The 12,818-nt window shown below is 68.6% G+C and carries 11 protein-coding genes; 4 read left to right on the forward strand and 7 right to left on the reverse strand.

Annotated elements, in window-relative coordinates:
- The first annotated feature begins 5 nt into the window (after positions 1-5).
- Together FHS02_RS28670 and FHS02_RS28675 are read left to right on the forward strand one after the other, a co-directional pair.
- Complete coding sequence (locus tag FHS02_RS28670) at positions 6-2,114, forward strand: 4Fe-4S binding protein (RefSeq protein WP_229422459.1); 2,109 nt, start codon at positions 6-8, stop codon at positions 2,112-2,114.
- Positions 2,115-2,140: 26 nt separating this feature from the next.
- Positions 2,141-3,127: an FAD:protein FMN transferase gene (locus FHS02_RS28675; protein ID WP_137312089.1), complete on the forward strand. Its 987-nt coding sequence runs from the start codon at positions 2,141-2,143 to the stop codon at positions 3,125-3,127.
- Positions 3,128-3,141: 14 nt separating this feature from the next.
- On the opposite strand, the gene FHS02_RS28680 is transcribed toward FHS02_RS28675, so the two are convergent.
- The 7 genes from FHS02_RS28680 to FHS02_RS28710 all read right to left on the reverse strand — a co-directional run bounded on the left by FHS02_RS28680 (position 3,142) and on the right by FHS02_RS28710 (position 11,289).
- Positions 3,142-5,070, reverse strand: a complete 1,929-nt coding sequence (locus FHS02_RS28680; protein ID WP_443094135.1) for a sigma-54-dependent Fis family transcriptional regulator — start codon at positions 5,068-5,070, stop codon at positions 3,142-3,144.
- Between the two features lie 227 nt (positions 5,071-5,297).
- On the reverse strand, positions 5,298-6,608 hold the full coding sequence (fahA, locus tag FHS02_RS28685) for a fumarylacetoacetase (protein ID WP_137312090.1): 1,311 nt from the start codon (positions 6,606-6,608) through the stop codon (positions 5,298-5,300).
- Positions 6,605-7,897, reverse strand: coding sequence for a homogentisate 1,2-dioxygenase (hmgA, locus tag FHS02_RS28690; RefSeq protein ID WP_229422460.1), 1,293 nt, complete (start codon positions 7,895-7,897; stop codon positions 6,605-6,607). Before hmgA ends, fahA begins: the two co-directional genes overlap by 4 nt.
- 111 nt (positions 7,898-8,008) lie before the next feature.
- Positions 8,009-8,791 carry a DeoR/GlpR family DNA-binding transcription regulator gene (locus tag FHS02_RS28695; RefSeq protein ID WP_137312092.1) on the reverse strand — a complete coding sequence of 261 codons (783 nt, stop codon included), beginning with the start codon at positions 8,789-8,791 and terminating at the stop codon, positions 8,009-8,011.
- Positions 8,788-9,267 (reverse strand): heme-degrading domain-containing protein, encoded by a 480-nt coding sequence (locus FHS02_RS28700; protein ID WP_137312093.1) that lies wholly within the window; start codon positions 9,265-9,267, stop codon positions 8,788-8,790. The genes FHS02_RS28695 and FHS02_RS28700 overlap by 4 nt, the downstream gene beginning before the upstream one ends.
- Positions 9,268-9,277: 10 nt before the next feature.
- Positions 9,278-10,315 carry an oxidoreductase gene (locus tag FHS02_RS28705; RefSeq protein WP_137312094.1) on the reverse strand — a complete coding sequence of 346 codons (1,038 nt, stop codon included), beginning with the start codon at positions 10,313-10,315 and terminating at the stop codon, positions 9,278-9,280.
- Between the two features lie 59 nt (positions 10,316-10,374).
- Complete coding sequence (locus FHS02_RS28710; RefSeq protein WP_183444271.1) at positions 10,375-11,289, reverse strand: LysR family transcriptional regulator; 915 nt, start codon at positions 11,287-11,289, stop codon at positions 10,375-10,377.
- Positions 11,290-11,391: 102 nt separating this feature from the next.
- Between FHS02_RS28710 and FHS02_RS28715 the strand changes: the two genes are divergently transcribed.
- Together FHS02_RS28715 and catC are read left to right on the forward strand one after the other, a co-directional pair.
- Positions 11,392-12,501, forward strand: a complete 1,110-nt coding sequence (locus FHS02_RS28715; protein ID WP_137312096.1) for a muconate/chloromuconate family cycloisomerase — start codon at positions 11,392-11,394, stop codon at positions 12,499-12,501.
- Positions 12,502-12,523: 22 nt separating this feature from the next.
- The gene (gene catC / locus FHS02_RS28720) at positions 12,524-12,814 is read left to right on the forward strand and encodes a muconolactone Delta-isomerase (protein ID WP_137312097.1); all 291 of its coding nucleotides are present in this window, start codon (positions 12,524-12,526) and stop codon (positions 12,812-12,814) included.
- Positions 12,815-12,818 lie beyond the last annotated feature (4 nt).

A 12,818-nucleotide genomic window follows, 5' to 3' on the forward strand; every position in this document is an offset into this window, starting at 1 on the left:
CCGCCATGCGCGCGCCGAAGGTTGTCCCGCTGCTGCAGATGCAGCTGATACTGCTGATTCTGCTGGCGGCGGCCGCCAGCGCGGCCACGGCCGGCGTGCTGACGAAGCGGGAGCTGGTGCGCCGCTTCCCGGCGCCGCTGATGGTCGGCGACAGGGACGCGGACCTGCCGGCCTGGCCGCTGTTCAGGCGGAACGGCACGGCGACGGAGCTGGCCGGCTATGTCTTCGAGTCGGCCGACCTGGCGCCGGTGCCCGGTTTCACCGGCGTGCCGCCGAACCTGCTGGTGGCGATCGATCCGGCGGGGCACTTCCTCGACGTGGCAGTGCTGTCGCAGCACGAACCGGTATTCCTGGACGGGCTGGGCGAAGAGCCGCTGCATGCCTTCGTGCGCCAGTACCGCGGCGCGGCGCTGGGCCAGCAGATCGACGTGGGCGGGCCCGAGGGCGCGGGCCGGGTGCGGCTGGACGGCGTGTCGAAGGCCACGGCGTCGGTGCGCATCGTCAACCAGAGCGTCCTGTCGGCGGCGCTGAAGGTGGCGCGCGCGAAGCTGGGTTTTGCGCAGGGCCGCGACCCGGCACGCATCGCGCGCATCCGCGACCAGGTGTTCGCGCCGATGACGCTGCGCGCGCTGTTCGATGGCGGATTCGTGCAGCACGTGCGCGTGGCGAATCGCGAGGTCGAACGGCTGTTCGCCGGCAGCGCGGGGGCCGGGCTCGATCGGGATTCGCTGGCGCGGCCGGACGAGCCCTTCATCGACCTGTACCTGGCGTGGGGATCGGTGCCGGCCATCGGCCGCAACCTGCTGGACGAACGCAGCTGGACCCGCCTGGCGGCGCGGCTGGACGAGGGCGACCACGCGCTGCTGGTGATGAGCGCGGGCCGGCACGGTATCCTGGCGGACGACTTCGTGCGCGGCAGCGTGCCGCGGCGCATCGCGTTGCGCCAGGATGGGTTGCCCCTGGAGATGCGCGACCTCGACCTGGAACTGGGCCTGAGCCGGGCCGTGCACGGCGCCTTGCCGGCCACGGAGATCATTGCGCTGCGGGTCATCGCGCAGGCCGGGCTGGATCCGGCGCTGCCGCTCGACTTCACGCTGCCGGTCACGCGCAGCAAGGGCATCGTCTATCCGGAACGGATCACGCGGGACGTGCCGGCGCGGTACGTGCTGCCGGCAACGCTGTACCGCAGGCCGCCGCCGGCGGCGGCAGCCTGGCAGGCCAGCTGGCGCAGCCGCATGCCCGACCTGCTCGTGCTGGCCGTCGCGCTGACCGTGCTGTCCATTGCGCTGGCCGTGCCGGAACGCCTTGCGCGCAACGCGCGGCGCCTCGCATGGGTGCGGCGCGGCTGGCTGCTGTTTACCATCGGCTTCATCGGCTACCACGCGCAGGCGCAGCTGTCGATCGTCAACGTCACCGGCGTGCTGCAAGCGCTGCGCGAGGGCAGGGGGCTGGGCTTCCTGCTGTTCGATCCGATGTCGCTGGCACTATGGGGTTTCGTGCTGTTTTCGCTGCCGCTGTGGGGACGGGGCACGTTCTGCGGCTGGCTGTGCCCGTTCGGCGCGATGCAGGACCTGGCCGGGCAGCTCGGCAAGGCACTGCGCCTGCCGCAACTGCGCTTGAAGCACCGCGCAGACCTCCGGCTGCGGCGCGTCAAGTACGTCATCCTGGCTGGGATCGCGGGTGCGGCGTTGCTGTCCCCCGCGCTGGCCGGCCGCCTGGTCGAAGTCGAACCGTTCAAGACGGCCATCACGCTCGCCTTCGTGCGCAGCTGGCCCTACGTCGCCTGGGCCGCTGGCCTGCTGGTGCTGGGCATGGTTGCCTACAAGTTCTTTTGCCGCTACCTGTGCCCGTTCGGCGCTGCGCTGGCCCTGCTGGGCCGGGTGCGCCGGCGCGACTGGATCGCGCGCCGCGCCGAATGCGGCACGCCATGCCAGACCTGCCGCCACCGCTGCGGCTACGGCGCCATCCTGCCGTCGGGGAAGGTGGCGTACGACGAATGCTTCCAGTGCCTGGACTGCGTGGCGATCCACGAGAGCGATACGCTGTGCGCGCCGCGCATCCTCGCACGCAGGGGCGCGCGCACGATCCGGATCGAACCGGTGCCGCGCACATGAACCTCCACCACCACGCGGGATCGACGATGCAGCGACGTACATTGATAGCGGCAGGGGCACTGGGACTTGGCTCGCTGGCCGGGCTGCGCGGCACGTCCGCCGCGGGCGGCCGGCTCCATGGCGGCGCGGCGCTGGCCTTCGGCACCACGATCTCCGTCGTCGTGCGGCACGACGATGCGGACACCGCCCGGCTGGCGATCGGCGACGCGCTGGCAGTGGTCGCCCGGGTGCACCACCTGATGAGCATCCACGATCCGCGCAGCGAAGTGTTCCGCCTCAACCGCGATGGCGTGCTGCGCAGTCCGGATCCGCGCCTGCTGGAAGTGCTGCAGCATGCGCGTGCGCTGTCGCAGCTGTCGCATGGCGCGTTCGACATCACCGTGCAGCCGCTGTGGCAGGCAGGGCGCGAGGCCGCGAACCGCGGCGGCGTGCCGACGCTCGCGGAGCGGGAGCGTGCCCGCGCCCTCGCAGGATGGCGCGATGTCGAAGCCAGCCGCGAACGCGTCACGCTGCGCCGGCCGGGCATGCGGGTCACGCTCAACGGCATGGCGCAGGGCTACGCCGCCGACCTGGCACTGCGGGCGGTGCGCCGCCATGGCATTCGCGATGCGCTGCTGGATACCGGCGAGTTCGCCCCGATGGGCGACGCGGGCGGGCGGCAGTGGACACTCGGCGTGCTCGATCCTCGGGCGGATGGCGGCCTGGCGGCGGCGTTCGCGGCGGACGGGCGCTGCGTGGCGACGTCCGGCGACTATGGCTCGGCATTCACGGCGGACTTTCGCCACCACCACATCATCGATCCGGCGACCGGCCTGTCGCCACCGGAACTGGCGAGCGTCACCGTGCTGGCACCCACCGCGCTGGAAGCGGATGGCCTGTCAACCGCCTTCATGGTCATGGGCGCGCACTCCGCGCACGCGCTGGCGACGCGCCTGCCGGGCGTGGACCTGCTGACCATCAACAAAGGGGGGCACGTGTGGCGTTCGCACGGTTTCCCGGCGCTGCGCACGTGATGTGCCCGGTGGCGCTATTTCAGGTGCGGCAGCTTGCGGTAGATGGTGTTGCGCGACACGCCGAGCGCGCGCGCGGTGGCCGACACGTTGCCGTCGTTGGCTTCCAGCGATTGCATGATCGCGCTCAGCTCCATGTCTTCGAGCCTGGCGCTGCCGGCCACGAACGTCTGTGCGCTGGTGGGCGGCCCGGCCATCGCGTCGATGTCGTCGAGGAAATCGTCGGGCATGTGGTCCAGGCCGATCTCGTGCTCGTCGCCAGCCATGATGACGGCGGTGCGCAGCAGGTTGGTGAGCTGGCGGAAGTTGCCCGGCCACTTGTGGCGCCGGAACAGGCGCAGCACTTCGTCCGAGAGGAGGTACGGTCCGCCGTCCGATTCGGTCGACAGGATCTTGCTGGCCACGGTTTCCAGGTCGGTGCGCTCGCGCAGCGGTGGCAGCTTGACGACCAGGCCATTGAGCCGGTAATACAGATCCTCGCGGAACAGCCCCTTGGCGATACGCTCGCGCAGGTTGTGGTTGGTGGCGCAGATCAGCTCCACGTTGACCGGGATCGACTTGCCGCTGCCGAGCGGCGTCACCATGCGTTCCTGCAGCACGCGCAGCAGGTGGGCCTGCAGGCTCACCGGCATGTCGCCGATCTCGTCGAGGAACAGCGTGCCGCCGTTCGCCTGCAGGATCTTGCCCGCGGCGCCTTTCTTGCGGGCGCCGGTAAAGGCGCCTTCCTCGTAGCCGAACAGTTCCGATTCGATCAGGCTTTCCGGGATCGATGCGCAGTTCACCGCCACGAACGGGCCCGCCGCGCGCGGCGAATCGTTGTGGATGGCCTGGGCGAGCAGTTCCTTGCCGGTGCCGGTCTCGCCCATGATCAGGATGGGAATGTCGCGGCCCAGCACCCGGTTGACCTTGTCGATGACCTTCTCGAGTTGCGGGTCGCCGGTGTTCAGGTAGCGCAGGCCCGAGAGGCGGCGCGGCCTGGCCGCCGCCCCGGCCTGTGCGGTGGCGGAAGGAGATGGCGCCGCGGCCTCGTCGGGATCGGTGAGCGCATGCATGCCGCTGCCGAGCCGGAGCTCGGCGCGGCCCCGCACCCGCACGCCGTTGTGCAGGCACATGTCGAGCAGGCCGGGCGCCGCCGTGCGGTAATGGTCGAACAGGGCGGAGACGGGCAGGCCGAACAGCGAATGGAAGGTGTGCATCTGCAACGCCTGGCAGGGCAGGCCGAGCTGGAACAGGCCATTCCGGTTGGCGGCCAGGAAGCGTCCGCCGGGACTGAATGCGGCAATGCCTTCCATCAGTGTGCCGATGAATTCAGGGCGCGCATGGAAGCGCAGCACGATGGCGTGTTCGAAGGTCGCCGCGAATACCTGGTTCTCGATCATCAGCGCGGACATCCGCACCAGCGCCATCGTGTGCTGGTGATAGCTGCGCCGGTCGCCGCTGACATCGAGCACGCCGATCACCTTGCCCTGATGGTCGGTAATGGGGGCGGCGGAGCAGGTGAGGAAATGGTTGGCGGCGAGATAGTGCTGGTCGGCGTGCACCAGCGACGGCGCTTTTTCCGCGATGGCGGTGCCGATGGCGTTCGTTCCCATGCGGTCTTCCGACCAGCCGACCCCCGGCGCCAGCGCCACGCGGTTGGCTTTCTCGATGAAATCGGCGTCGCCCAGCGAATGCAGGATGATGCCCTGCGCATCGGTCAGCAGCACCATGTTGTGGGTATTGATGATCTGCTGGTACAGCGTTTCCATGGCCGGCACGGCGTGCGCATGGAGCAGCGTGTTCTGCTCCAGCAGCAGCGACATGTCGCTGCGCGCCAGCGGCGCGAAATCCGGCCGCACGCCCGGGCACAAGCCGTACCCGGCGGAACGCTGGCGCGATGTCTCGATGACCATCTGCGTGTCGGGTCCCTCAGCCGCCGTCAATCGTTCCGTTGGCGGCACCCCCATCGTGTCTCGATGCAACATCCCATGTCTCCTCATTGGCCCGTGACGGGCTCTCGTACTGGAATTGCTGTTCCATAATGTAACACCTGTACCAGGACGGACCAAACCAGCCTGGCTGGGGAGCCACAGTCGTGGCTCCCACTTGTGGCGCCCACTTGCATGGGAGCAGCCTATGCAAGTGTAGTGCCAGAGGAGGAGATGGCGCGCGGACTGCGGTCCGCGCCATGGGGTCAGCGGGCAGCCAGCAGCGTGCCGGACGCTTCGCCGAAGCCGATGCGGGGCAGGCCCGGACGCGCGGCGCGGCCACGCAGCACGACACGGTCGCCATCTTCGAGGAATACGCGCTGCTCGCCGTTCGGCAGCGACAGCGGCTGCTTGCCGCCCGCGCTCAGTTCCAGCAGCGAGCCGGCTTCCGCCGCTTCCGGGCCGGACTGGGTGCCCGATCCCAGCAGGTCGCCGGGGCGCAGCGCGCAGCCGGTGACAGTATGGTGGGCCACCAGTTGGGCCACGGTCCAGTAGGAGTGCCGGAAGTTCGAGGTCGCCAGGGAAGCCGGCGCCTGGCCTTCGCGGCGCATGGTCTCCGTTTGCAGCAGCACTTCCAGTTCGATGTCGAAGGCGCCGCTGCCGCGCAGTGCCGGATAGTCCAGGTAAGGCAGCGGCTGCGGATCGGCGGCGTCGCGCTGCCAGGCCGTCCTGTATGGCGCAAGGGCCTCGGTCGTCACGATCCAGGGCGAGATCGTGGTGGCGAAGTTCTTCGACAGGAACGGGCCCAGCGGCTGGTATTCCCACGCCTGCAGGTCGCGCGCCGACCAGTCGTTCAGCAGGCACAGGCCGAAGACGTGCGCCTCCGCGTCACCGACGGCGATCGGTTCGCCCGCGGCATTGCCGCCGCCGACGAAGATGCCCACTTCCAGTTCGAAATCCATGCGTTTCGCGGGGCCGAACACGGGTTCGGTCTCGGTGGCGCCGCAGGTCTGGCCGCGCGGACGGTGGAACGCCTGTCCGGACACGCCGATCGTGGACGAGCGGCCGTGGTAGCCGATCGGCACCCATTTGTAGTTGGGCAGCAGGGGATTGTCGGGCCGGAACAGCTTGCCGACCGCCGTGGCGTGGTGGATCGACGTATAAAAGTCCGTGTAGTCGCCGATGCTGGCCGGCACGGTGAACTCGGCATCGGCCTGCGCCACCATCAAGTCGGGGCGTGCCGGCGCATCGCTGCGCAGGAGCCTCGACAGGGAAAGACGCAAGGCCGACCAGGCCTGCGGGCCTGCGGCCATCAGTGCGTTCAGGCTGTCGCGGGAGCCCAGCGCCGCGGCCTCGCGGGCGGCTGGATCCGCGCCGGCCAGCGCATCGCCCAGCGCGGCCAGGTCGACGATCTGGTCGCCGATGGCGACGCCGCCGCGGAACGCTTCGCTGCTGCCGGCACGGCGGAACACGGCGAACGGCAGGTTCTGGATCGGGAAGTCCGAACCCGCTTCGTTGGCCGACTTGACCCAGCTGGACAGCGCTGCGTCATGGGTTTCGTTGAGTTGGTAGGTCATGCGCGTGGATCCTTGAAATGCTTGTTGAAACCTTGCCAGCACTGGTAGTAGTCCGGCTGCAGTTGGGGCGAGGCGAGGGCGGCGGCGGTGGGGCGGATCACGTCGCGCGTCTCGAACATGAAGGCCATCGTGGCGTCGACCTTGTGCGGCCGGGTCGTGTCGGCCACGCTGGCCTTCTCGAAGGTGGGCGCATCCGGGCCATGGCCGCTCATGCAGTTATGCAGGCTCGCGCCACCGGGGCGGAAGCCCTCCGACTTGGCGTCGTACTGGCCAGCGATGAGGCCCATGAACTCGCTGGCCACGTTGCGGTGGAACCAGGGCGGACGGAACGTGTCCTCCGCGGCCAGCCAGCGCGGCGGGAAGATCACGAAGTCCAGCGTGTCCACGCCCGGCGTGTCGCTCGGCGCCTGCAGCACCAGGAAGATCGACGGATCGGGATGGTCGTAGCTGATCGAGCCGATCGCATTGAAGTGGCGCAGGTCGTACTTGCAGGGCGCGTAGTTGCCGTGCCACGCGACCACGTCGAGCGGCGAATGGCCGATCGCTGCGCGCCACAGGTTGCCGGCGAACTTGGCCACCAGTTCGAAGTCGCCTTCGCGGTCTTCGAAGGCCGCCTGCGGCGTCAGGAAGTCGCGCGGGTTGGCCAGGCCGTTGGAGCCGATCACGCCCAGGTCGGGCAGTTGCAGCAGGGCGCCGAAGTTCTCGCAGATGTAGCCGCGCGCCTCGCCGTCCGGCAGCGTCACCTGGAAGCGCACGCCGCGCGGGATCACGGCGATCTCCTGCGGTTCCACGTCGACGATGCCCAGTTCGGTGGCGATGTGCAGCCGGCCCTGTTGCGGCACGATCAGCAGCTCGCCGTCCGCGTCGTAGAAGTAGCGCCCTTCCATCGGCTGGTTCGCGGCGTACAGGTGGATGGCCACGCCCGCATTGCCGGCCATCGTGACCCAGCCGTCGATGAAGTCGGTAGGGGTGTCCGGCATCGGCAGCGGGTCCCAGCGCAGCTGGTTCGGCGGCGCCTCCAGCGTGGCGAATGCGCTGACGATGCGGCCGTTGTCCAGCCGCGTGAACGGCTGGTGCATCGCGCCGGGGCGGATGCGGTACAGCCAGCTGCGCCGGTTGTGCGCGCGGGGCGCTGTAAAGGCCGTGCCGGACAGCTGCTCGGCGTACAGGCCGTAGGGCGCCCGCTGCGGCGAGTTCCGGTGGGCGGGCAGGGCGCCGGGCAATGCTTCGGTGGCGAATTCGTTGCCGAAGCCGGACAGGTAGCCCGGGTTCAGGTCGGTCTTGTTCACATTGTCTCCTGGGTGGAATGCGTGACAAGACTGTAGATCATTTGCCGCATGAATGCGGAAATGTCGAATATTCATGCTGAAAATAGACCCGCGAACTAGGCATGCGCTGCGCTACAGCGTCCCGCCAGCCACCACGACCTCGACATCCAGCCCGTCGAGCGTCTCCATCAGCACGGCGGGCAGCGCCCGGTCCGTGACCAGCACGTCGATCGCCTCGAACGCGCACAGGCGGTGCAGGAAGCCCTTGCCGAACTTGGCGGCATCCGCCACCACGATCACCTGGCTGGCCTGGCGCAGCATCGCCTGCTTCAAAGACGCTTCGTCGTCCGACGGGCAGGTCAGGCCCTGCGGGTCGATGGCGCAGGCGCCGAGGATCAGCTTGTCGAACCGGAACTGATCGAGGCCCAGCCGCGCCTGCGCCCCTTCCAGGCTGCGCTGCCAGGGATTGAAGCGCCCGCCCGTCAGGTGCAGCTCGACGCCGTCGCGCCCGCCCAGCACTTCGGCGATGTCGATCGAATTGGTGACCGCGTGCAGCGGCGACGCGGTCAGCGCACGGGCCACCTCCAGTACGGTGGTGGAGGTATCGAACAGCACCCGGTCGCCGTCCCGGAGCAGCGCCGCGGCGGCGGCGCCGATCGTCTGCTTCGCCGCGGATGCGCCGGCGCGTTCGGCATATTGGCGCACCTGCCGGCCCTGCGGCGGCAGCACGGCGCCGCCGCGCACGCGCAGCACGCGGCCGTCCGCATCGAGCCGCACCACGTCGCGGCGGGCGGTATCGCGCGTCACGCCGAACAGCCGGCAGATGTCCTCGATGCCGATGCGGTAGTGCTGGCCCAGGTAGTCGCAGATCGCGTCCAGCCGCTTCGGCTGGGGCAGCGCGCCTTCCCCGCTCATGCCGGCGCAGCCAGGTATTCGCGCAGTACCGCGGTCACCAGGTCGTGGTCTTCCTTCTGCGGCAGGCCGGAGACCGTGATCGTGCCGACGATGCCGGTGCCGCGCAGGATCAGCGGGAAGGCGCCGCCATGGGCGGCAAAATCGGCGGCGGCGGCGTTGCTGTCGGCCTCGAAGGTCTTGCCCTGGCTGCGGTAGCGCGAGCCCACGTGCCACGAGCTGCGGCCGTAGCGCTGCACCACGTTGTTCTTGCGGCGGATCCAGTCGGCATTGTCCGGCGAGGTGCCGTCCATGGCGTGCTGGAACAGCTGGTGCCCGTTGCGCGTGATGTCGACCGTGACGGCCTTGCCCAGTGCCCGGGCGCGCTCGACGAGGGCCAGGCCCAGCTTCAGTGCGTCGTTGTTCGAGAATGCGGCGAACTGCAATTGCTGTTCTTCCAGCGCGAGTGCCTGCAACAGGCTGGCGTAGTCTTCCTGCATGGGGTTCTCCTCAGGCGAAATCGACGGTGCGGCGTTCGTGGTGGCTGCGCAGGGCCAGTTCGATCACCCGGACCACGTCCACCGCCTCCCGGGCGGGCACGGCAACGGGCCCGTCTTCCGCGATCGCCCGATGGACGCCCTGGTAGAACGATTCGTAGGCGCCGGGGACGGTTTCGACAGCGCGGTGCGATCCGTCCGCCAGCGTGATGATGGCGTAGGCGGCGGGCGCGTCGTGGCCCCAGCCGGCGTCGCCGGGCCGCACGCCCGCCTTCAGCGCGTCTTCCTGCGGATCGATGCCGGATTTTACGAAGCTGCCCAGTGTGCCGTGCACCTGGTAGCGCGGGCCGGGTGCGCGCACCAGCGCTCCCGCGTGCAGGATCGACTTCGTGGCGCCATGGTCCAGCACCAGCTCGAACGCGTCCTCGACTTGCGCGCCGTCGCGCTGCAGCGACAGGTGCGCCGTGACCGCACGGGGCGTGCCGAACAGCTGCAGCGCCTGGTCGATCAGGTGGGAACCGAGATCCCACAGCACGCCCGCACCGGGCTGCGCCTGTTCCTTCCAGCGCACCTTCACCTGCGGCGCATAGCGGTCGAAATGGGCGCGGTACGTGTGGATGGCGCCCAGTTCACCGGATGCCACCGCGCTGCGCAGCGTCAGGAAGTCGCCGTCCCAGCGGCGGTTCTGGTAGACGCTCAGTTTCAGGCCTTTCTCCCGCGCCAGGGCCGCCAGTTCGTCGCCCTCGGCCGAGGACAGCACGAAGGGTTTGTCCACCACGACATGCTTGCCGGCCTGCAGTGCCGCCTTGGCCAGGCCGTAATGGCTGGCGTTCGGCGTGCACACCACCACGAGATCGATGGACGGATCGTCCAGCATGGCTTGCGGCGTGTCGTCGCGCTGCACGCCCGGATACGGGCGCAACGCTTCCTCGCCGGCGCTGCGGCTGGCGATGCGGGCCAGCCGCAGGCCCGGCACGGCGGCAATCATCGGCGCATGGAAGATCGCACCACCCAGGCCGAATCCGATCAGTCCTACTGCATATCGCTGCATGGTTTTCCCCTGATAAGTCAAATCGATTAAGCATTCTAAGCGATTTGCAGTATTTCTGGCTAAAGCTCTTCCCGCACGTGCGGGATCTGCCGTTCCTCGTAGATCTCGTAGATGATCGCCAGCATGTCCGCCAGCTCCTGGGAGCGGTCCATCGCCCGCGCGCTGAAGATGATGGGAGAAATTGCCTGCCGGTCGTCGAGCGGCTTGTAGACCACGTCGGTGCGGATCATGCCTTGCAGGCTGTCGGGCACGATCGCGATGCCCTGGCCGGCGCCGACCAGGCCGATGGCGATCTGCAGTTCGCGCACTTCGATCACCTGGCGCGGCACCAGCATCCGTTCGCGGAACGTGGCCAGCACCTGGTCGGCGAAACTGGGCCGGGGCGTTTTCGGGTAGACGATCAGCGGGTCGTCCATCAGTTCCGACATCTTCAGCGCTCCCGGCACGCGCGTCAGCCGGTGGCCGACGGGCAGCGCCACGATCAGCGGTTCCTCGCGCAGCACGATGCGGCGGATCGCCGCATCCTCTCCCTTCAGCCGGCCGAAGCCGACGTCGATCGTGCCATCCTTCAGCGCTTTCAGCTGCTCGACGGTGGTCAGCTCGTGGAAGCTGATGTCCACCGCCTGGTAACGGTCGCGGAAGCGCCGCACGATTTCCGGCAGCAGGCCGTAAAGGGTCGAGGCGACGAAGCCGATCGACAGCTTGCGTTCGATCTTGCCCACCCGGCGCGTCATCGCCTTCAGGTCCTGCGCCTTGTCGAGCAGTTCCTGGGCATGGGCGTGGAAGAACTGGCCGGCCTCGGTCAGCCGCAGCGGCCGCGAGCCTTTTTCGATCAGCACCACGCCCAGTTCCTCTTCCAGCTGCTGGATCTGCCGGCTCAGCGGCGGCTGCGCGATGTTGAGCCGCTCGGCGGCCCGGGTGAAATTCTTCTCGTCGGCGACGGCGACGAAATAGCGCAAGTGGCGCAGCTCCATGACTATACCTTCCAGGTATGAAAAGCATACCAAATCAGTGTTGGACGGGCGCTTCTACGGGGAATATTGTACCCATACCGCTCCAAACCATACTGACTGAATATGATCTCCCATATCGAAACCTACCTCGTGGACGTGCCGACGATCCGTCCGCACAAGCTCTCCGTGGCCACGATGAACACGCAGACGCTGGTACTGGTGCGCATCCGCTGCGCCGACGGCATCGAAGGCTGGGGCGAGGGCACCACGATCGGCGGCCTGGCCTACGGCGAGGAAAGCCCGGAAAGCATCAAGGCCAATATCGACACCCACATCGCGCCGCTGCTGGTCGGCATGGAAGCCGGCGCGGTCGCGAAAGCGATGGCGAAGGTGCGCAAGGCCATCCAGGGCAACCGCTTTGCCAAGTGCGCGATCGAGACCGCGCTGCTCGATGCGCAGGGCCGCCGCCTGGGCGTGCCGGTCAGCGAACTGCTGGGCGGCCGCGTGCGCGACAGGCTGCCGGTGGCGTGGACGCTGGCGTCCGGCGATACCGCGAAGGACATCGCCGAGGCCGAGAAGATGCTGGAACTGCGCCGCCACCGCATCTTCAAGCTGAAGATCGGCGCCCGCGGCGTGAACGACGACGTGGCCCACGTGCTGGCCATCAAGCGCGCGCTGGGCGACGCGGCCAGCGTGCGGGTCGACGTCAACCAGGCATGGAGCGAACTGCAGGCGGTACGCGGCATCGCCGCGCTGCAGGATGGCGGCGTCGACCTGGTCGAGCAGCCGGTGCGGGCCGAGAACCGCGAAGCGATGCGCCGCCTGGCGCGCCGTTTCGACGTGGCGATCATGGCCGACGAAGCGCTGCACGGCCCGGTCGACGCCTGGAACATCGCCCGCATCGAAGGCGCCGACGTGTTTGCCGTGAAGATCGCGCAGTCGGGCGGCCTGGTGCCGGCCCAGCAGGTCGCCGCGGTGGCGCAGCAGGCCGGGATCGGGCTGTATGGCGGCACGATGCTGGAAGGCGGTATCGGCACGGCGGCCACGGCGCAGCTGTGCGCCACGTTCGCCGACCTGTCCTGGGATACCGAACTGTTCGGCCCCTTGCTGCTGACCGAGGAAGTGCTGTGCGAGCCGCTGGTATACCGCGACTTCATGCTGGAAGTGCCGGCCGGGCCGGGCCTGGGCGTGTCCATCGATACCGACAAGCTGCACCGGCTGGCGCGCAAATAAGTCATCAATAAGGAGAGAGACCATGCTGTTCCATGTCCGAATGGATGTCCAGCTGCCGCCGGGCATGCCGGCCGACCAGGCCGCGCAACTGAAGGCCGACGAGAAGGCGCTGGCCCAGCGCCTGCAGGAAGAGGGCAAGTGGCGCCACCTGTGGCGCATCGCCGGGCAGTACGCCAACGTCAGCATCTTCGACGTCGGCGGCAACGAAGAGCTGCACGCGCTGCTGATGTCGCTGCCGCTGTTCCCGTACATGAAGATCGACGTCACGCCGCTGTGCCGGCACCCGTCCTCGATCCGCACCAACGATTTTTGACCGG

It is taken from the genome of Pseudoduganella umbonata, assembly GCF_014192225.1.
In the GTDB taxonomy this organism is placed as follows: Bacteria; Pseudomonadota; Gammaproteobacteria; order Burkholderiales; family Burkholderiaceae_D; genus Rugamonas; species Rugamonas umbonata.

What these genes read in the sequence shown, in the direction of transcription:
- FHS02_RS28670 (WP_229422459.1), top strand. Translation starts at nt 6, where the DNA reads ATGCGCGCGCCGAAGGTTGTCCCGCTGCTGCAGATGCAGCTGATACTG.
- FHS02_RS28675 (WP_137312089.1), top strand. Translation starts at nt 2,141, where the DNA reads ATGCAGCGACGTACATTGATAGCGGCAGGGGCACTGGGACTTGGCTCG.
- FHS02_RS28680 (WP_443094135.1), bottom strand. Translation starts at nt 5,070, where the DNA reads ATGGGGGTGCCGCCAACGGAACGATTGACGGCGGCTGAGGGACCCGAC.
- fahA (WP_137312090.1), bottom strand. Translation starts at nt 6,608, where the DNA reads ATGACCTACCAACTCAACGAAACCCATGACGCAGCGCTGTCCAGCTGG.
- FHS02_RS28695 (WP_137312092.1), bottom strand. Translation starts at nt 8,791, where the DNA reads ATGAGCGGGGAAGGCGCGCTGCCCCAGCCGAAGCGGCTGGACGCGATC.
- FHS02_RS28700 (WP_137312093.1), bottom strand. Translation starts at nt 9,267, where the DNA reads ATGCAGGAAGACTACGCCAGCCTGTTGCAGGCACTCGCGCTGGAAGAA.
- FHS02_RS28705 (WP_137312094.1), bottom strand. Translation starts at nt 10,315, where the DNA reads ATGCAGCGATATGCAGTAGGACTGATCGGATTCGGCCTGGGTGGTGCG.
- FHS02_RS28710 (WP_183444271.1), bottom strand. Translation starts at nt 11,289, where the DNA reads ATGGAGCTGCGCCACTTGCGCTATTTCGTCGCCGTCGCCGACGAGAAG.
- FHS02_RS28715 (WP_137312096.1), top strand. Translation starts at nt 11,392, where the DNA reads ATGATCTCCCATATCGAAACCTACCTCGTGGACGTGCCGACGATCCGT.
- catC (WP_137312097.1), top strand. Translation starts at nt 12,524, where the DNA reads ATGCTGTTCCATGTCCGAATGGATGTCCAGCTGCCGCCGGGCATGCCG.